The organism is Methylorubrum rhodesianum (assembly GCF_014199985.1).
Classification (GTDB): Bacteria; Pseudomonadota; Alphaproteobacteria; order Rhizobiales; family Beijerinckiaceae; genus Methylobacterium; species Methylobacterium rhodesianum.
Genome location: NZ_JACHOS010000010.1, coordinates 212,951 through 231,026 on the forward strand (window position 1 = coordinate 212,951; position 18,076 = coordinate 231,026).

Sequence of the window (18,076 nt, forward strand, 5' to 3'; positions counted from 1 at the left end):
GGAGCGGAAGGCGGCCGACCTGATAGACCGCGCCGGGGCGGATTGGGAAGCGGAACTGCGGTGACGAGGGCGCGATAACGGGCTTCACGCCGCTCCGCGCAGATGCCCCGCATGCCAGTCGCGCAACGCCTCGAGGGTGACGACGCCGTCGGGCCAGACATGGCCCTGGAGGTGGCTGTGCGGCGCGTCGGGTTCGCCGAGATCGGACACGGCGGAGAAGGCGCCGTCGAGCCGGTGGCTCTTCGTGTAGCGACTCCGGGTGGCGAGCACCGGCAGGCCCGCGGCCAGCGCCGAGCGGATGCCGGCCGCCGAATCCTCGAAGGCGATCGCCTCGGAGGGATCGATGCCAAGGCGATGGACGGCGAGCGCGAAGATGTCGGGGGCCGGCTTCTTCTGCGCCGCCTCATCGCCGGCGGCGATCACGTCGAAGGGCTGCGCGCCGTCCGGGAAGTTGAGCCTGAGCAGCAGGTCGATGTTCGGCCGACTTGTGGTGGTGGCCACCGCCAGCCGCACGCCCTGCTTCCGCGCCTGCTCGACGAGGCGCCGCACGCCGGGACGCAGGGCGAGGCCGCCGCTCTCCGCCAGTTCCCCGTAGAAGCGCGTCTTGAGATCGTGGATCTCCGGCATCCGACGCTTCAGGCCGTCCGCCTCCTCCGGGTGGAAGCGCTCGATGTAGTGGACGAGCCGCTCCTTCCCGCCCATCACCTTGAGGAGTTCGGCGTAGAGCTCCGGCGACCAGTGCCAGGGCAGGCCGAGCGCCTCGAAGGCGCGGTTGAAGCCCTGGCGGTGGAGGTCTTCGGTCTCGGCGAGGGTCCCGTCGACGTCGAAGATCAGCGCCTTCAGCATCGCACGCCGTCCCGCCCGGCGGCGGCATCGGCCGCGGCGCGGATCGCCGCGACGTTCTTCTCGTACTTGTCGGTGCCGCCCTTGAAGGCGGCGGAGCCCGCGACGAGGATGTTGGCACCGGCGCCTGCCGCCGGCCCGGCGGTCTCCGGGGTGATGCCGCCATCGACCGAGATGTCGATGCCGCGGCCCGCGGTCATCGCCTTGACGCGCGAGATCGTCTCGAGGGCCGAGTGGATGAAGCTCTGGCCGCCGAAGCCGGGATTGACCGTCATCACCAGCACGAGATCGACCATGTCGAGCACCGGCTCGATCATCGAGGCCGGCGTGCCGGGATTCAACGCCACGCCCGCGCGCTTGCCGAGGGATCGGATCGTCTGGAGGGAGCGGTGGATGTGCGGGCCCGCCTCGACGTGGACCGTGATCGCGTCGGCTCCGGCCTCGGCGAAGGCGGCAAGGTACGGGTCGGCCGGGGCGATCATCAGGTGGACGTCGAAGAACTTGTCGGTCCAGGGCCGCAAGGCCTTCACCACCGCCGGGCCGAAGCTGATGTTGGGCACGAAATGCCCGTCCATCACATCGAGATGGATCCAATCGGCACCGGCTTGCGCGATGGCCCGCGTCTCCTCGCCGAGCCTGGAGAAATCGGCGGCGAGGATCGAGGGTGCGAGGATGGTCATGGGAACAGCTCGGAGCAACGATGCGCCGCCCCGCGGAAAAAATGCGGGCGGCCCTGGGAGAGACTTTCTGTCATCGATCTAGTGCATCGGGCGGAAAGTTGCGCGCCGGCTCGACGCAAAAAAGCGGGCGCAGTGAGGGCGGGACGCATCCGCCGTTGTCGCGAGCGGCAGCGAGGCGATCCGGCAGCGCACCTTTTTCGCAGAGAGCGGAGCCCTGGATCGCTTCGGCTCCGCCTCGCGATGACGAACCTTCAGGACGTCGAGGGAAACGAGAATGCCCGCTCCGGCCGGCTCCAGGCAGAGGGCTGGTCGTCGGCGCCGGTCCCCAGCGGACACTGCACGATGACGCTGTCGCTCCAGCGCCCGTACTTGTAGCCGATGGCGGGCAGGTAGCCGACGCGAGCGAACCCGCACGCCTCGTGCAGGCGCAAGCTGGCCTCGTTGCTGGCGTCGATGTAGCCGATCATCTGCCGGTAGCCGCCCGCCGCGCAGGCCTCGATCAGCGCCGGCAGAAGGCGGCGCCCGATTCCCGCGTGCAGGTGGTCGGGATGGACGTAGATCGAGTGCTTGAGGGCGTAGCGGTAGGCCGGGCGCTTGCGGAAGGGCACGGCGTAGGCGTAGCCGGCGATCTGCCCACCCCGCTCGGCGACGAGATGGGGCAGGCGCTTGCTGCGCATGTTCTTGCGCCGCCGCCGCAGCTCGTCGGGCAGCAGACGCTCCTCCTCGAAATCGCCGGTATCGCCGACGCCCCGGCGGATGTGACGCTCGTAGATCGCGATCATCGCCGCCACGTCGGCATCCGACGAGGGACGGATCACCACGTCGGCGTGAGGCGAGATCGCCGCCGCACCCGATGCCATCAGGCGCCCTCGCGCACGACATAGGTGTGGAAGCGGATGCGCCCGTCCGGGTCGGTCTCGCGGTAGACGCCCTGAATCTCGGCCTCGAAGCCAGGGAACAGGTTGGCGGCCGCCTCGAACATCTTGAAGTAGTCGAGCATGGGTTTCGCCCGCTCATCCAGACGCTCCCCGGGCAGCACCGTGCCGATGCCGGGGGGATAGACCAGCATCAGGGTCGTGGCGATGCGGCCCTCGGCTTGCGCGATCGGCACGTAATCGACCCGGTTGCGGGTCAGCATCTGCGCGGCGGCCTTCGGCGCCATCACCATCTCCGGCAGGTGCTCGGGCATGAACTGCTTGCGCTGGAGCGCCGAGGTGCCCGACTCGCGGTGGAAGGCGTGGTAGTCGGCGCAGAGGTCGCGCAGGCCGACGCCGCGGTAGCGCCTGGGCCGCCGGGCCACGAATTCCGGCATCGCCTCCTCCAGCGGCACGTTGTCGTCGTGCAGCCGTTTGAAGGCGACGAGGCCGGAGATCAGCGTGCCGGCCTTCGACGATTCCACGCCCGGCGTCAGCAGGAAGAGCAGGGAGTTGAGGTCGTTCTTCTCCGGCACGATCCGGTTCTCACGCAGGTACTGCGCGACGATCGGCGCCGGCACGCCGTGCTCGGTATAGGCGCCGGTCTTCCGGTCGAAGCCGGGCGTCAGCACCGTGAGCTTGTTGGGGTCGGTGATGGCGAAGCCCGGCGCCGCGGCGGCGGGTCCGACATGGGTGAAGCCGTGCCAGGCGGCGCCCGGGGTCAGTTCCCAGTAGCGGGCGTCGGAGGCCAGCGCGTCGGTCGGGATCGACTCCCACGGGGTCTCGGCGCCGTCGGGGCCGGTCACCACGTCGGGCACGAAGGGATCGAAGAACCAGCGCCGCTTGGGGTCGGCCTCGCGCTCCTCGAACTCCTTGCGAATGGCGCGCGCCTTCTTGCGCCACTCGATGCCGAGCCGGATCGTGTCGTCCCACAGCACGACGCCGGAGCGGCCCTTCATCATCTGCGCGCCGACATCGAGCGAGGCGAACAAGGGATAGAACGGCGAGGTCGAGGCGTGGACGAGGAAGCTCTCGTTGAGCCGCTTGTGCTCGACGCGGCGTGTCTGGCCGCGAATATGCCCGTCGCGGGTGTGAATCTGCGAGGCCTGGGAGAAGCTCGCCAGCTGCTTGTGGGTCGATTGCGTGGCGATGATGCCCGGCGAGGTCTCGTCGAGCCCGGTCAGGCCCATGGCGAAGCGGCGCTGGTAGAGCGGGTGGAACTTCATGAAGCCCGCCCAGGCCTCGTCGAACAGGATGTAGTCGCAGAGGTGGCCGATCCGCTCGACGATGGCCTGCGCGTCGTAGATCGTGCCGTCATAGGTGCATTGCTCGATCACGGCGCAGCGGAACGGGCGCTCCTTGCGCCACGCGTCGCGGTCCTTGACCAGCGGGTTGTCGCGGATCTTCTCGCGGATGCGCCCCTCGTCGAGCGCCTCATGGTAGATCGGCCCGATCAGGCCGTAGGCATTACGGTCCGTCTCCAGGAAGATCGGAATGCCGCCGGCGAGCAGCAGCGCGCCGTGATGGGCGGCCTTGTGATTGTTGCGGTCGAACAGGACGAGGTCGTCCTCGGCCACCAGCGAGCCCAGCACGACCTTGTTCGAGGCCGAGGTGCCGTTGAGGACGAAGTAGGTCTTCTCCGCCCCGAAGATCTTCGCGGCCTCCTTCTGCGCCTTCAGCGCGGGGCCCTCGTGCGTGAGGAGATCGCCCAGATCGAGGACGGAATTGTCGAGATCGTCGCGAAAGATCGCCTCGCCGAGGTGCTCGACGAAGATGCGGCCGATCGGCGAGCGGTTGTAGAAGATTCCGCCGTTATGGCCGGGGCAGGTCCAGAGCTGATTGCCCTCCTCGGCGTAATCGACCAGCGCGCCGAAGAACGGCGTCTTCAGCGTGTCGGCGTATTGCGTCACGCGGGAGACGAGGTTGCGGGCGATGAATTCCGGGGTCTCTTCCGCCAGGAAGATGTAGCCGTCGATGAAGTCGAGCAGCTCGACGGGAATGTCCTCCAGCCGCTTGCGGCGGACCATGATGACGATCGGCATCTCCAGGCCGCGCCGGCGCATCATGTCGATGAGGGCCGCCGCCTTGCCGTCGAGCCCGCGCTTGCCCCAATCCACTACGAGGCAGCCGACCGCCGCGTCGGTCTGCACCGCGATCGAGGCGTCCTCGACGCGCCGGGCGCGCACCACCTCGAAGCCGCGCTGCTCCACCGCCGCGACGATCTGGTTGACGCGCGCGCCCTCCAGATCATCCGGATCGAAGGCGGGGGTACACATCAGCACGGTAAAGCGGCGGTGGAAGTCCATGGAGCGGGGCTCTCCTCGCGATCGGAACGCCTGCCTTTCCGATCCATCCGCGACGATTCGATGACAGGCGCCCGCGTCGCGGCGTCACCGCAATGTGAGGGGGAAGCTGAGCTCCGTGAAACCCTCCAACGTGAGCAGCCCGGCCGGCGGCGGCGGGAAAGGAGCGGCCGCCTGAGCGGCACGGATCGCCCGCTCGCCGAGCGCGGCCGGCCCGTCCTCGACCTCGACGCCGTCGAGCGCGCCCTTCGCGTCGATCCGCACCCGGATCGTCACCTGCCCGCCGCGTCCCGGTGCCGGAGCGCGATCCGCCATGCCGATGCGATTGACGACCCCGGCGACCCAAGCCTTCGCCCGCGCATCGACCCGCGGCGCGGCGGCGCCGCTCCCGGGCGAAGCAGCCAGCATCAGCGCCGCAAGGAGGACCGACCGGAGGAGTGACGCAACCACGACGAGGAACTCCGCAACGAAAAAGGGCGCCCTGCGGCGCCCTCGGAACGCGTGATCGTTCAGCCGATCACATCCGGCTCTTCTTCGACGTCATCTTCTTCGACTTCGTCGGGCCGCCAGCGCCGGACATCTTGTTCATGCTGCCCTCGGGCTTCACGCCGGTGGCATTTGAACCCGTCATCTGCGTGGTGTTCGCGCTCTGAGCCATCGCCGCCGTGCTCAGGGTCGCGGCGCCGATGAGAAGCGCCGCCGTGAGGCCGATCATCTGTTTCATGAGCGTCTCCCGAAACTTGATCGTTTCATACTTGACCGCGACATCAACCGACGGCTGTGGCCGCGGTTCCTGTTCCCGGCGGTCCCTTCGTCGATGCGGCGCAGCGAGCGTCGAGGGCGGGCCTCAGAGGACGACCGAGGCGCCCCGGCGCAGATGCTCGTCGAGGCGGGGCATGATCTCGACGAAGTTGCAGGGCCGGTGACGGTAGTCGAGCTGCTGCACCAGAATGCCGTCCCAGGCATCCTTGCAGGCGCCGGGCGAGCCCGGCAGCACGAAGATGTAGGTCGCTCCAGCGACCCCGGCGGTCGCCCGCGACTGCAGCGTGGAGGTCCCGATCTTGTCGTAGGAGATCCGGTGGAACACCGCCGAGAAGCCGTCCATGCGCTTCTCGAACAGCGGTTCGATCGCCTCCGGCGTCACGTCGCGCCCGGTGAAGCCGGTGCCGCCGGTGGTGATGATGACGTCGATGGACGGATCGTGGATCCAGCCCTCGACCTTTTCGCGGATGGCCACGATCTCGTCCGGCACGATGTCCCGGTCCGCGAGCCGGTGCCCGGCTTGGCTGAGCCGCGCGGCCAGGGTGTCGCCGGAGCGGTCGTCGGCAAGCACGCGGGTGTCGGACACCGTCAGCACGGCGATGGAGAGGGGAATGAAGGCGCGGGGTGTCGGCTCGCTCGTCATGCCGACGATGTTGTCCCGGGAGCCGGGTTGGTCAACCGTCGCCCGACGTCGCGGGCGAGCCATTCACATTCCGGATGCACATCCCGACAGCGCGGCGCGTTGAGGCGCCGGGCTGCGCCGTGCTACGCGCGGAACGATTTCGCGATATCGCGACCTGTCTGAGGCTCTGGAAACAATGATCCCCCGCTACTCCCGTCCCGAGATGACCGCGATCTGGTCGCCGGAGAGCCGGTTCCGGATCTGGTTCGAGATCGAGGCTCACGCCACCACGGCGCTCGCCAAGATCGGCGTCGTGCCGAAAGAAGCCGCCGACAAGGTGTGGGAGAAGGGCCGCGACGCGGTGTTCGACGTCGCCCGCATCGACGAGATCGAGGCGGTGACGAAGCACGACGTCATCGCCTTCCTCACCCATTTGGCCGAGATCGTCGGGCCGGAGGCGCGCTTCGTCCACCAGGGCATGACGTCGTCCGACGTTCTCGACACCTGCCTCAACGTGCAGCTCACCCGCGCCGCCGACATCCTGATCAAGGATCTCGACGCCCTGCTCGCCGCGCTGAAGCGGCGCGCCTTCGAGCACAAGCTCACCCCGACCATCGGCCGCTCGCACGGCATCCACGCCGAGCCCGTCACCTTCGGCCTCAAGCTCGCCCAGGCCTACGCCGAGTTTTCCCGCGCCAAGGAACGGCTGATCGCGGCGCGCAAGGAAGTTGCGACCTGCGCGATCTCGGGCGCCGTCGGCACCTTCGCCAATATCGACCCGCGGGTGGAGGAATACGTCGCCGAACAGATGGGGCTTCAGCCGGAGCCGGTCTCGACCCAGGTGATCCCGCGCGACCGCCACGCCATGTTCTTCGCCGTGCTCGGCGTGATCGCCAGCTCGATGGAGCGGCTGGCGACGGAAGTGCGCCACCTGCAGCGCACCGAGGTGCTGGAAGCGGAAGAGTTCTTCTCCGAGGGGCAGAAGGGTTCCTCGGCCATGCCGCACAAGCGCAATCCGGTGCTCACCGAGAACATCACCGGGCTCGCCCGCATGGTGCGCGGCTACGTGACCCCGGCGCTGGAGAACGTCGCGCTCTGGCACGAGCGGGACATCTCGCACTCGTCCGTCGAGCGGATGATCGGCCCGGACGCCACGGTGACGCTCGATTTCGCCCTGGCCCGGCTCACCGGCGTGATCGACAAGCTCTTGGTCTACCCGGCCAACATGCAGAAGAACCTCGACCGGCTCGGCGGTCTCGTCCACTCGCAGCGGGTGCTGCTGGCGCTGACGCAGGGTGGCGTCTCGCGGGAGGATTCCTACCGGCTGGTCCAGCGCAATGCGATGCCGGTCTGGCGTGGCGAGGGCGACTTCCTCACCCTTCTCAAGGCCGACCCGGAGGTCACGGCGGTGCTCAAGCCGGAGCAGATCGAGGAGTGCTTCGATCTCGACTACCACCTCAAGCACGTCGATACGATCTTCAAGCGGGTGTTCGGCGAGGCGTGATCAGGGCTTCGTGCACGGAACCTGCTTCGGGCCGATGCTGACGACGGACGATCGAGAGAACCGATGAGCCGCACCGCCTATCTCAACGGCCAATTCCTGCCCCTGGACGAAGCCCGCGTGCCGGTGATGGACCGCGGCTTCCTGTTCGCCGACGGGATCTACGAGGTCGCCGCCGTGCTGCACGGCCGTCTCGTGGACAATGCCGGGCATCTGGCCCGGCTCGACCGCTCCCTCGCCGAGATCGGCATCCGCAACCCGCACACCGCCGAGGAGTGGGAGCGGCTGGAAACGCAGCTCGTGGAGAAGAACGCGGTCCGGGAGGGTCTCGTCTACATCCAAGTGACGCGGGGCGTGGCCGAGCGGGACTTCTCGTTTCCGAAAGGGGACGTGGCCCCGACCGTGGTGATGTTCACGCAGGAGAAATCCATCGTGAACAACCCGATGGCCGAGACCGGCGCCCGGGCGATCACCGTGCCGGACCTGCGCTGGAAGCGGCGGGACATCAAGTCGGTGGCGCTTCTCGCCCAGGTTCTCGCCAAGCAGCAGGCGGCGGAGGCCGGCGTGGCCGAAGCCTTCATGGTGGAGGACGGCGTGGTGACGGAGGGCTCCTCCTCCACCGTCTTCATCGTCACCAGGGCCGGCGCGCTGGTGACGCGCCCGCTCTCGCATGCGATCCTGCCGGGCATCACCCGCAAGGCGGTGCTGGCGCTGTCCAAGGAGACCAGCCTCGCCTTCGAGGAGCGGCTCATCAACGCGCGCGAACTGCCCGAGGCGGCGGAAGCCTTCTACACCTCGGCCTCGGCCTTCGTGATGCCGGTGGTGGAGATCGACGGAAAGGCTCTCGGCGACGGTCGCCCCGGTCCGGTGGCCCGGCGAATGCGGGAGCTGTACTTCGCCTTCGCCGAGAAATCGGAGGCTTCGACGGGCTTAGCCTGACAGGAACGCGAGGGCGCGCGCGTCCGTTGGTCCCGAAAGGACCATCCGAGGACGCGATGACTTTCACGAAAACCACGCTCCGCGCCGCCGCGCTGCTCGCTGGACTGATGAGCACGGCGGCCTTCGCCCAGGATCCGACCGTGCCGCAGCGCGGGCAGGACAGCGATCCGAAGCTGCCCGCGCCCCAGGAACAGGTGCCGGAAAAGGTCCGGCCGGAGAGCGACACCACCGGCAGCACGCTCAGCGAAAAGCTCGAGAAGTCGGACGGCGTGATCAAGCCGCCCGCCGGCGTCGATCCCGAGATCAAGACGATCGCGCCGGAGCCGACCCCGAACTCCACCCCGGTGATCAAGCCGCCGGGCAACGCCAAGTAACCCAGGCGAGTCGTCCGAGGCAGGGTGGCGGGCGGGCGCATTCGCGCGGACGCATCAGCCATGCGGCGCGGTCCCCAGTGGTCGGGGCCTGCTTCGCTTGACCTGCCTGCCCATATCGCCGAAGACGCCCCCGTATGCTCGATCCCCGGCTGACGGCCGGGGTTTTCGCGCGTGGCGCAACCGCTTGGCGCCCGCGCCACCGATTGCGAGACAGGTCAGACGCGCATGGCGAACGTCGTCGTCGTAGGCGCCCAGTGGGGCGACGAGGGCAAGGGCAAGATCGTCGATTGGCTCTCGGAGCAGGCCGACATCGTGGTCCGCTTCCAGGGCGGTCACAATGCCGGCCATACGCTGGTGGTGGGCGAGGCCGTCTACAAGCTGTCACTGCTGCCCTCGGGCGTGGTCCGGCCGAACACCCTCGGCGTGATCGGCAACGGCGTGGTGCTCGATCCCTACGCGCTCGCCTCGGAGATCGACCGGCTCGCCGGCCAGGGCGTGACGGTAACGCGCGAGAATCTCCGCGTGGCCGACAACGCCACCCTGATCCTGTCGCTCCACCGCGAGCTGGACGCGCTGCGCGAGGACGGGGCGCAGGGCACCAAGATCGGCACGACCAAGCGCGGCATCGGCCCGGCCTACGAGGACAAGGTCGGCCGCCGGGCGATCCGGCTGATGGACCTCGCCGATCCGGAGAACCTGCCGCCGAAGATCGAGCGGCTGCTCGCCCACCACAACGCCCTGCGCCGCGGCTTCGGCCTCGAAGAGATCGCCGAAGCAACGATCCTGAACGAGCTCACGGCCATCACCGAGCGGGTGCTGCCCTATCAGGACACCGTCTGGCACCTGCTCGACGAGGCGCGCCGCGGCGGCAAGCGCATCCTGTTCGAGGGCGCGCAGGGCGCGCTGCTCGACGTCGATCACGGCACCTACCCGTTCGTGACCTCGTCCAACACGGTCGCCGGACAGGCCGCGACCGGCTCGGGCCTGGGTCCGCGGGCCATCGGTTACGTCCTCGGCATCGCCAAGGCCTACACCACCCGCGTCGGCGAGGGCCCCTTCCCGACCGAACTGCACGACGAGATCGGCCAGCGCATCGGCGAGCGCGGCCGCGAATTCGGCACGGTGACGGGGCGCAAGCGGCGCTGCGGCTGGTTCGACGCCTGCCTCGTGCGCCAGACCGTGCAGACGTCGGGGATCGACGGCATTGCGCTGACCAAGCTCGACGTGCTCGACGGCTTCGACGAGATCCGGGTGTGCACCGCCTACGACATCGACGGGCAGCGCTTCGATCACCTTCCCGCCAGCCAGGCGGCGCAGCAGCGCGCCGTGCCGGTCTACGAGACGATTCCCGGCTGGAGCGGCACCACCGCGGGCGCCCGCTCCTGGGCCGACCTGCCGGCCCAGGCGATCAAGTACGTGCGCCGCATCGAGGAGCTGATCGGCGCGCCGGTGGCACTGCTCTCCACATCCCCGGAGCGCGACGACACCATCCTCATGCACAACCCCTTCGAGGATTAAGTCCCGGGACGGCGGGTAGAGACAGGCAGATCCGGGCACGATGGCCGACTATTATCCGTTGCTGGCACGCGCGCTCGACGCCCTGCCCGATCGATCGCCGGCCCTGCGCCGAGCGGTCTACGATCGCGCGCGCAGCGCCCTGATCGCACAGCTCCGCTCGCTCGACCCGCCGGTGCCCGAGGCCGATATCGACCTCGAACGTCAGGCGCTCGACACGGCGATCGGTCGCCTCGAGGCCGAGTACGAGCCGCCGCCCGCAGCGGCCGAGATGCCGACCTCGCCCGCAGCCGGGCCGTCGGAGCCGCCCCCTCCCCCGGCCGCCGAACCGGTCCGGCCGGAGCCGCTCTCGCCCGGTCCCCTGCCTCCGACGCTGCCGGAGCCCGAGCCGCCGCAGAACCCGGATGGGCCGCTGGTGCTGCCACCCGCCTCGGTGCCGGCCGGAATCGGATCGGACCTCGGCCGCACGGAAGCCAAGCCGGCGGGCGAGACGGTGCCGTTCATGCCGCCGCCCCGGCGGCCGAGGGCGGACGAGGCGCCCAAGCCCGCGCCGGAGGCCGGCGGCTTCATCCCGCCGACGCCGTCGTCCGATGGAATCGGGACCGTCGGATCCACGAGCGAGGCCGAGACGGAGGCCGCGGTCGATACCGCCTCCCCCGGCGCTCCTTCCGAGACGAACGCTTCCGGCGAGGCGGGCAATGGTCGCCAGCGGCCGCGCATCGACGTGGTGACGCCCCCCGAGGGCCGGTCCCGCCTGCTGCGCAACCTGTTCGTCGGCGGCGTGCTCGCGGCGGTGATCGCGCTGATCGCGGTGGCCGCCTTCTTCCTGCGCGACAAGCCGTCCGACCTCCAGCAGAGCGCGGCCGAGCAGGAGGTTCCCGCCGAACAGCCGGATGCGAAGTTCTCGGACCGCGTCGGGACGGATCGCAACGAGGCTGAGGCACGCACGAAGACCGCCGCTCCGGGCGCCGCACCGGCACAGCCTGAGATGACCGTCTCGCAAAGGGGGATCCTCTACGAGGAGAACCAGAGCGATCCGCGCGCCCAGCCGCTCGCCACCACCGGCCACGCGGTCTGGCGGGTGGAGGCCGTGAACGGCGTTCAGGGCGAGCCGCTGCAGACGGTGCTCCGGGCCAATGTGGAGTTCCCGGATGCGGGGCTGACGCTGGCGATGACCATGCGCAAGAACCTGGACCCGACGCTTCCCGCCTCGCACACGATCGAGCTCGCCTTCACCAACAACGGCGAGGCCGGTGCCAAGCGCGCGGTGCAGAATATCGGCCTGCTCCAGCTCAAGGACGAGGAAGCCGCCCGCGGCTCCCCCGTCTCGGGGCTTCCGGTGCGGGTGCGTGAGAACCTGTTCCTGATCGGTCTCTCCTCGCTGAAGAGCGATGTGGACCGCAACACCGAGATGTTGCTGCACAAGAACTGGCTCGACCTGGCGCTGAATTACACGAGCGGCCAGAGGGCGGTCATCAGCTTCGAGAAGGGCACGGCCGGCACGCAGGCCATGCAGAACGCCTTCTCGCAGTGGCAGGACCGATAGGCCGTCCGATCGAGCGAAGCCCGGGCGGCGAGTTCGCACGGCCTCAGGAGCGGAGCCCGAAGCCGCCTTCCCGACGGGTCGATCGGATCGGATACGCTGCGGCGCCCCCCGGGAACGCCGATGATCGCGGGGATGCCGCGACGGCTTCGTTCCTCAAGAAAAAACCCGGCCTCGGGAGGGCCGGGTTTTTCGCGCTCGCATCGGGACGGACGGGCGAAGCCCGCGGGACTATGAAATCCGCGCCTCGGTCCGAGGCAATTCGCGGGTCGCGAGGTTGCGCTTGACCGCCTCCTGCACCTTTTCGAAGGCACGCACCTCGATCTGACGGACGCGCTCGCGCGAGACGCCGAACTCGCCCGAGAGATCCTCCAGGGTGATCGGATCGTCGGCCAGGCGCCGCGCCTCGAAGATGCGCCGTTCGCGCGGATTCAACACGCCCAGGGCGTCGCGCAGGGCCGAGAGGCGGTTGCGTCCCTCCTCCTCGCGGGCGAGCACCGTCTCCTGGCTCGGGCTGTTGTCGACCAGCCAATCCTGCCACTCGCCCTCGCCCTCTTCGCGCAGGGGCGCGTTGAGCGAGGTGTCGCCGGACAGGCGGCGATTCATGTCGATCACGTCCTGCTCGGGCACGCCGAGGGAGGTCGCGATCTGCTGCACCTGATCGGGGCGCAGGTCGCCCTCGTCGAGAGCCGAGATGCGGCCCTTGGCCTTGCGCAGGTTGAAGAACAGCTTCTTCTGATTGGCGGTGGTGCCCATCTTCACGAGGGACCACGAGCGCAGAATGTATTCCTGAATTGCCGCCTTGATCCACCACATCGCGTAGGTGGCGAGCCGGAAGCCCTTGTCCGGATCGAAGCGCTTAACCGCCTGCATCAGGCCGACATTGCCTTCCGACACGACTTCGCTGATCGGCAGGCCGTAGCCGCGATACCCCATGGCGATCTTGGCCACGAGGCGCAGATGCGACGTCACGAGCCGGTGTGCGGCTTCGCGGTCGCCCTCGTCGCGCCAGCTCTTGGCAAGGGTAAACTCTTCCGCCGGCTCCAGCATCGGGAACTTGCGGATCTCATCGAGGTAGCGCGAAAGGCCTCCCTCATTGGCGAGCACGGGCAAAGCGCCGGCCATGTGCACCTCCTTCAACAGCCCCCCTGTCGGGCGGGCCCCAAGCGAATGGCCGCTCCCTTGAGCCGGCCATGCCGCTTCCCATCTTTAATGGAAATTCGTAATGCCCGGTAGCGACCACGCTGTTCACGCAAAGGTCCCAACGCGCGAACCGGAGTCCGGGTTTAACCTCTCACGGGCGCAAAGGGGTCGCAGTGCCGAAACGCACCTTTCTTAGCCCCCTCTCGACATTCCGCCAGAACCTGGGAGCGGCCAAGCGGCGGGTCACGCTCCCCGGCAGTGAAGCCGGCTCTGGGCAGCAGTGGCAGGGCGCGCGTCGAGGAAGCGCAGGACGTGATCGGCCGGTTGCGGCCGGCCGAGATGGTAGCCCTGCATGAAGGGGCAGCCCATGGCTTGCAGCGTGGCCAGATCATCCGCCGTCTCGACGCCCTCGGCCACGACCTCCAGGCTGAGCGCCCGGCCGAGACCGAGCACCGCCTGGACGAGGCCGCGCTTGTCCTCCGCCTCGGTCAGACCCGTGACGAGGCTGCGATCGATCTTGACCCGGTCGGCCCGCAATTGGCGCACCGAGGCCAGCGACGAGTAGCCGGTTCCGAAATCGTCGAGCGCCATGCGGATGCCGGCCCGCGACAGCGCCAGCAGCTTGCCCTGCACCGCCTCGATGTCGAGTGCCGTTTCCTCGGTGATCTCGATCTCCAGCGCGGCCGCCGGGAGGCCGAGCAGACGGAGGCGTCCGAGCACGATCTCGTCGACGGCGATCTGCGCCATCTCCCGCGGTGAGACGTTCATCGCCACCGAGAGATCATGACGGCCCCGGTCGCGCAGCGCGCACAGCATTCCGCAGACCTGCTCCAGGATGAATCGCAGCAGCGATTCCGTCAGTCCGGCCATGGCGGCGGCGGCGATCAGGTCGGCGGGCGGCACCCAGCCGTGAACCGGATGATGCCAGCGCACCAGCGCCTCGAGATTGGTCACGGCGCGACCGTCCCGGCCGAAGATCGGCTGGAACCACACTTCAAGCGCGCCCTCGGCCAGCGCTTGCGACAGGTCGCGCTCACAGTCGCGCCGCACCTCAAGGCGGGCGCGCAACCCGTCGTCGAACAGGCGGAAATGGTTGCGGCCCGAATGCTTGGCGGCGTAGAGCGCCTCGTCGGCGCAGCTCAAGAGATGGGTCAGGCTGTCGGCCGGGCGCTGGCAGATGCCGATGCTCATGCCCAGCCGCCCGGTATCGAAGCTGTCGAACGGCTCGGCCACGGTCCGGATGAGGCGCTCCGCGAGCGCGGCCGGACTCTCGCGCAACTGGGCGCTGTCGTAGGCGAGAGCGAACTCGTCGCCGCCGAGTCGCGCAGCCTCGCAATCCGCCGGCAGAGCGGTCCGAATGCGGCGGGCGACCTCGGCGAGCACCCGGTCCCCGGTGGTATGACCGTAGACGTCATTGACCGACTTGAAGCCGTCGAGGTCGAGCAGCATCAGGCACAGCGCTTGGCCCGCGGCGAGCCGCTCCTCCGCCCGCTGGACGAAGCCCGCGCGGTTCAGGAGGCCGGTCAGGGCGTCATGCGTCGCCCGTTCGCGCATTTCCTCCGCCAGTGCGCTCGCGCTTGCATGGGCGGCCTTACGCGCCTCGGCGAGCGCGGTCGCCTCGTTCTTCAGGCGGCTGGTCTCGCGGAAGCTCCGCTCGGTCGCGAGCGTGCTGCGGATCAGCGCGGCCAGATACAGGATGACGGTGGCGGCAAGGCAGTTCCGATCGAAGCCGCCGACGGCGAGCAGGCAGAGCGCGACCGACAGAAGCGGGGGCGTGATGAAGCAGATCGGGATGCGCGCGTAGGCGATGCCGTGCGTCACAGCCCCAGCGGTGATTCCACAGGTGACGGTGAGATAGAACAGCGTCTGCGCGGTCGTGTAGCCCTCCGAGAGGATCGGCAGGAAGGCCCAGACCGAACCGGAGAGCAGCGCGGCAAGGCAGGCCAGCCGCAGGTGCCGGTCGATCGAGCGGGAGGCGGCCTCACGCGAGACCGGACTTTGGTCCGGTGACATCGCCAATCCGGCGCAGGGTGCACGGCAGACCGCCAGGCGCATCAGATTCACGGCCATGGCCGCGGTGAACCAGAGTCCGCCCACCACGCCGTGCCCCGAATGCAGGGCGACCAGGAAACTCGCCAGACCGAGCAGCATGTTGATGGGAAGCGCCTGCTGCACGCTGGCCCGCACCGCGTCGAGTTGATCGCGGCGGATCAATCGATCGAGATCCAGCCCGGTGCTCGGACGTGAGCGCATGGAGAGCGAGCCTGGGTCAACGACGCTTCGGGACTGAAGCCTACTGCTTCTACGAGCAAAGACGTAACAGATGGTTGAAGCCCGTTTCGCTTCCAGATGCACGTCGAGACGACGAAATCGCGAACTCGCGACCGAGATCAACTTGCCCTTCGTTCGAGATGATCTTTCGGCAAAGCACGATGAGAGGGTGAGATGGCCGAAGGTGTCTTGTCCTCTTCACCGCAGGCCTCGGCCGATCGGCGACGGGCGGGGGCCGGCATTCGGGGCGGTTGCGGCCCGGCGAGGCTGCCGACGGCCGCCGCCCGGAAAGGCCGCGCTGCGCGACGTGTCCGGTTGCTCCGCGCAGCGGCGTCGGCCGCGCGGCTTCCCCGTCCTGCAGCTGTGATCCCGGTCGTCCGCCCTGATGCAAAGCCTCATCCCTTCTTGCGCAGGGACCTCACGAAGGAGCTGCCCCCCGCCGTGAAGCCGTTTGCGACGCAGAAGTCCGCCAAGCCGCTTGCCTCGGCGGCGGCCAGAAGCTCGATCGCGCCGCAGCCCGCCATCCGGGCCGCCTGCGCGGCGGACTTCAGCAACTGACGCCCGACGCCGCGGCGGCGTCCCTCGGGGGCGACCAGCAATGTCGTGATCTGTGCGCGCGGCGCGGCCTGTTCGAGCACGGGATACCAGTGCAGCACCACGATTCCGCTCGGCGGCCCCCATTCGAGGGCGAGCAGGGCCGTGCCGTGGCCGTAGCGCAGAGCCTCGAGCTGCTCGGCCAGGAGGTGCGAGGGCACCGGATAGCCCGACGCGCTGAGCAACTCCGCCAGCCCCGGCGCATCGGCCGGAAGGGCCGAGCGGATCTCCAACCCGTAGCGGCTTCCCAAAAACACCTCCGCCCGATGCCGGCCTGACCCCATTGGCGCCGACACAAGCGGCAGCCGCCCGCATCACCCGCATGCATCCGAGGCCGAGATCGCGGGTGTTCCACGCCGGCGAGTCGGAATGCAAGGTGATGCGCCTCGCCCGATGCCAGCGCCCTTCCGTCGAATAAGGTTCGATAGCCGCCCGCCGCCCCACGAATGCCTGAAGGCGGACCGTCTCGTCTGAATGCCGGCTGCTCCCGCCGGGATCCCGTCGGAGCGCTACGTGGGCCGCGCGATGCGGGCTCCACTGCGATCCGGCGGAAGCCGTCTCAGCCGAGCGCCTCCAGCAACTGCGAGAAATCGCTCGGCAGGGAGCTCTCGAAACGCAGGCGCTCGCCGGACCGCGGATGAAGAAAACCCAGTTCGGCCGCGTGCAGGGCCTGCCGACCGAGGTTCTGCAGGGCGGCGCGGGCCGGTTCGGCGAGGCGAGCCGCCTTCGTCTTGAAGGCCCCTCCGTAGACGGGATCGCCCAGCAGCGGGTGGCCGCGATGGCTCAGATGCACGCGGATCTGGTGCGTGCGGCCGGTCTCCAGGCGGCAGCGAAGCAGCGCGGTGACGCCGTCGGCGCCCGGCAGGGCCTCGACCCGGTAATGAGTGATCGCCTCACGTCCCTCACCCTCGCGGACCACGGCGATCTTTTCGCGGTTGTGGCGCGAGCGGGCGAGATGGGTGCGGATCGTCCCGGTCCTCGGCTCGGGCACGCCCCAGACGAGGGCGAGATAGGCTCGCTCCAGGGCACCGCTCCGGCCGTGATCGGCAAACTGCGCCGAGAGACCCTGGTGGGCGAGGTCGTTCTTGGCGACGACGAGCAGGCCGCTCGTGTCCTTGTCGAGACGGTGGACGATGCCCGGCCGGCGCACACCGCCGATGCCGGACAGGCTCCCACCGCAATGGGCGATCAGCCGGTTCACCAGGGTACCGTCCTCGTGCCCCGCCGCCGGATGCACGACGAGCCCCGCCGGCTTGTCGATGACGATGAGATCCTCGTCCTCATGGACGACCGCAAGCGGCAACGCCTCGCCGAGCGGCTCGGCAGGGAGCGGCGCCGGAACGGTGAGGTCGATCCGGCCGCCGGCCGCGACCTTGCGGGCGGGATCGCGCACCACCGTCCCGTCGCAGCGCACGAGGCCGTCGCGCACCAGCGTCTGGAGGCGAGCGCGGGACAGATCGCCAAAAGCCCGGGCGAGGACGCGGTCCAGGCGGTCGGGGACGACGCCTTCGTCGAGAACGAGGCTGCGTGCCTCGTCTGCGCTCGAGACTGTGGGAGGGACCGTGGAGGACACTATGAGGATTCTCGTCGTTTCGCCCCGGAAAGCGCTTGCGGGGCCAAGGATGCCTCGCTATACGAACCCCCGTCGGCCCGGAAGCTCCCATCGTCTAGCGGTCTAGGACGTCGCCCTCTCACGGCGAAAACAGGGGTTCGAGTCCCCTTGGGAGCGCCAACCGGCACAATCCTCAAAATCGATTGCCCGCTGTCCGAACGTCCTTGAAAGAGGACAGCTGCAGGACGTGCGATGCCGTATCCTGGCGCGGAACGGTAAGCCCCTTCGGTGCTGTCGTGCCTCGATCGTGTTGCCGGAAGCGACGGTCAAAACCGCCCGGCCTCATGCGGCAAGATCACCCTCTCAGCCCATCCTCCGGAATTGTGGTCGAACGCGCCGAAGTCCCCTCCCCTCTTTGGGCCGGGGGCCCGATCCATGGGCGGCGGGCGGCTCTGGTGGTGCGGCGTGGAACGTCAAAAGGCCCGCGCGGCGCGAGCCGGCGGGCTGTCGTGTTCCGTGA

16 protein-coding genes and 1 tRNA gene are annotated in these 18,076 nt (G+C 69.0%); 6 read left to right on the top strand and 11 right to left on the bottom strand.

What is annotated here, in order from left to right; all coding sequences use genetic code 11:
• Positions 1–84: 84 nt before the first annotated feature.
• The 7 genes from HNR01_RS16320 to moaB form a co-directional block, all read right to left on the bottom strand.
• Complete coding sequence (locus HNR01_RS16320; RefSeq protein WP_153875877.1) at positions 85–846, bottom strand: HAD-IA family hydrolase; 762 nt, start codon at positions 844–846, stop codon at positions 85–87.
• Complete coding sequence (rpe, locus tag HNR01_RS16325; protein WP_183668638.1) at positions 840–1,523, bottom strand: ribulose-phosphate 3-epimerase; 684 nt, start codon at positions 1,521–1,523, stop codon at positions 840–842. Before rpe ends, HNR01_RS16320 begins: the two co-directional genes overlap by 7 nt.
• A 251-nt stretch (positions 1,524–1,774) precedes the next feature.
• Positions 1,775–2,383: a GNAT family N-acetyltransferase gene (locus HNR01_RS16330; protein ID WP_017487095.1), complete on the bottom strand. Its 609-nt coding sequence runs from the start codon at positions 2,381–2,383 to the stop codon at positions 1,775–1,777.
• Positions 2,383–4,743, bottom strand: a complete 2,361-nt coding sequence (locus tag HNR01_RS16335) for an Orn/Lys/Arg family decarboxylase (protein WP_183668640.1) — start codon at positions 4,741–4,743, stop codon at positions 2,383–2,385. Before HNR01_RS16335 ends, HNR01_RS16330 begins: the two co-directional genes overlap by 1 nt.
• Positions 4,744–4,827: 84 nt before the next feature.
• Positions 4,828–5,190 (bottom strand): TonB family protein, encoded by a 363-nt coding sequence (locus HNR01_RS16340; RefSeq protein ID WP_183668642.1) that lies wholly within the window; start codon positions 5,188–5,190, stop codon positions 4,828–4,830.
• Between the two features lie 67 nt (positions 5,191–5,257).
• Positions 5,258–5,464, bottom strand: coding sequence for a hypothetical protein (locus HNR01_RS16345; protein ID WP_183668644.1), 207 nt, complete (start codon positions 5,462–5,464; stop codon positions 5,258–5,260).
• A gap of 123 nt (positions 5,465–5,587) precedes the next feature.
• Positions 5,588–6,145, bottom strand: a complete 558-nt coding sequence (moaB, locus tag HNR01_RS16350; protein WP_153875891.1) for a molybdenum cofactor biosynthesis protein B — start codon at positions 6,143–6,145, stop codon at positions 5,588–5,590.
• A 175-nt stretch (positions 6,146–6,320) separates the two neighbouring features.
• On the opposite strand from moaB, the gene purB reads away from it, so the two are divergent.
• The 5 genes from purB to HNR01_RS16375 all read left to right on the top strand — a co-directional run bounded on the left by purB (position 6,321) and on the right by HNR01_RS16375 (position 11,999).
• Complete coding sequence (purB, locus tag HNR01_RS16355) at positions 6,321–7,628, top strand: adenylosuccinate lyase (protein ID WP_183668646.1); 1,308 nt, start codon at positions 6,321–6,323, stop codon at positions 7,626–7,628.
• Positions 7,629–7,691: 63 nt separating this feature from the next.
• Entirely contained in the window at positions 7,692–8,564 is an 873-nt protein-coding gene (locus HNR01_RS16360; protein ID WP_183668648.1) for a D-amino-acid transaminase, read from the top strand.
• A 56-nt stretch (positions 8,565–8,620) separates the two neighbouring features.
• Positions 8,621–8,938 carry a hypothetical protein gene (locus HNR01_RS16365; protein ID WP_017487088.1) on the top strand — a complete coding sequence of 106 codons (318 nt, stop codon included), beginning with the start codon at positions 8,621–8,623 and terminating at the stop codon, positions 8,936–8,938.
• A 225-nt stretch (positions 8,939–9,163) separates the two neighbouring features.
• Positions 9,164–10,456 (top strand): adenylosuccinate synthase, encoded by a 1,293-nt coding sequence (locus HNR01_RS16370; protein WP_183668667.1) that lies wholly within the window; start codon positions 9,164–9,166, stop codon positions 10,454–10,456.
• Between the two features lie 40 nt (positions 10,457–10,496).
• The gene (locus tag HNR01_RS16375; RefSeq protein WP_183668650.1) at positions 10,497–11,999 is read left to right on the top strand and encodes a histidine kinase; all 1,503 of its coding nucleotides are present in this window, start codon (positions 10,497–10,499) and stop codon (positions 11,997–11,999) included.
• Positions 12,000–12,227: 228 nt separating this feature from the next.
• Here HNR01_RS16375 and rpoH read toward each other — a convergent pair whose 3' ends face one another.
• From rpoH to HNR01_RS16395, 4 genes are all read right to left on the bottom strand, one after another.
• On the bottom strand, positions 12,228–13,121 hold the full coding sequence (gene rpoH / locus HNR01_RS16380; protein ID WP_017487085.1) for an RNA polymerase sigma factor RpoH: 894 nt from the start codon (positions 13,119–13,121) through the stop codon (positions 12,228–12,230).
• Positions 13,122–13,382: 261 nt separating this feature from the next.
• Positions 13,383–15,392, bottom strand: a complete 2,010-nt coding sequence (locus HNR01_RS16385) for a putative bifunctional diguanylate cyclase/phosphodiesterase (RefSeq protein ID WP_183668652.1) — start codon at positions 15,390–15,392, stop codon at positions 13,383–13,385.
• A gap of 413 nt (positions 15,393–15,805) precedes the next feature.
• On the bottom strand, positions 15,806–16,255 hold the full coding sequence (locus HNR01_RS16390) for a GNAT family N-acetyltransferase (protein ID WP_153875884.1): 450 nt from the start codon (positions 16,253–16,255) through the stop codon (positions 15,806–15,808).
• 308 nt (positions 16,256–16,563) lie between these two features.
• Positions 16,564–17,577, bottom strand: coding sequence for an RluA family pseudouridine synthase (locus HNR01_RS16395; protein WP_183668654.1), 1,014 nt, complete (start codon positions 17,575–17,577; stop codon positions 16,564–16,566).
• An 83-nt stretch (positions 17,578–17,660) separates the two neighbouring features.
• Here HNR01_RS16395 and HNR01_RS16400 point away from each other — a divergent pair.
• A tRNA-Glu gene (locus HNR01_RS16400) sits at positions 17,661–17,736 on the top strand.
• The last annotated feature ends 340 nt before the right edge of the window (positions 17,737–18,076 follow it).

What these genes read in the sequence shown, in the direction of transcription:
- HNR01_RS16320 (WP_153875877.1), bottom strand. Translation starts at nt 846, where the DNA reads ATGCTGAAGGCGCTGATCTTCGACGTCGACGGGACCCTCGCCGAGACC.
- rpe (WP_183668638.1), bottom strand. Translation starts at nt 1,523, where the DNA reads ATGACCATCCTCGCACCCTCGATCCTCGCCGCCGATTTCTCCAGGCTC.
- HNR01_RS16330 (WP_017487095.1), bottom strand. Translation starts at nt 2,383, where the DNA reads ATGGCATCGGGTGCGGCGGCGATCTCGCCTCACGCCGACGTGGTGATC.
- HNR01_RS16335 (WP_183668640.1), bottom strand. Translation starts at nt 4,743, where the DNA reads ATGGACTTCCACCGCCGCTTTACCGTGCTGATGTGTACCCCCGCCTTC.
- HNR01_RS16345 (WP_183668644.1), bottom strand. Translation starts at nt 5,464, where the DNA reads ATGAAACAGATGATCGGCCTCACGGCGGCGCTTCTCATCGGCGCCGCG.
- moaB (WP_153875891.1), bottom strand. Translation starts at nt 6,145, where the DNA reads ATGACGAGCGAGCCGACACCCCGCGCCTTCATTCCCCTCTCCATCGCC.
- purB (WP_183668646.1), top strand. Translation starts at nt 6,321, where the DNA reads ATGATCCCCCGCTACTCCCGTCCCGAGATGACCGCGATCTGGTCGCCG.
- HNR01_RS16360 (WP_183668648.1), top strand. Translation starts at nt 7,692, where the DNA reads ATGAGCCGCACCGCCTATCTCAACGGCCAATTCCTGCCCCTGGACGAA.
- HNR01_RS16365 (WP_017487088.1), top strand. Translation starts at nt 8,621, where the DNA reads ATGACTTTCACGAAAACCACGCTCCGCGCCGCCGCGCTGCTCGCTGGA.
- HNR01_RS16370 (WP_183668667.1), top strand. Translation starts at nt 9,164, where the DNA reads ATGGCGAACGTCGTCGTCGTAGGCGCCCAGTGGGGCGACGAGGGCAAG.
- HNR01_RS16375 (WP_183668650.1), top strand. Translation starts at nt 10,497, where the DNA reads ATGGCCGACTATTATCCGTTGCTGGCACGCGCGCTCGACGCCCTGCCC.
- rpoH (WP_017487085.1), bottom strand. Translation starts at nt 13,121, where the DNA reads ATGGCCGGCGCTTTGCCCGTGCTCGCCAATGAGGGAGGCCTTTCGCGC.
- HNR01_RS16385 (WP_183668652.1), bottom strand. Translation starts at nt 15,392, where the DNA reads ATGCGCTCACGTCCGAGCACCGGGCTGGATCTCGATCGATTGATCCGC.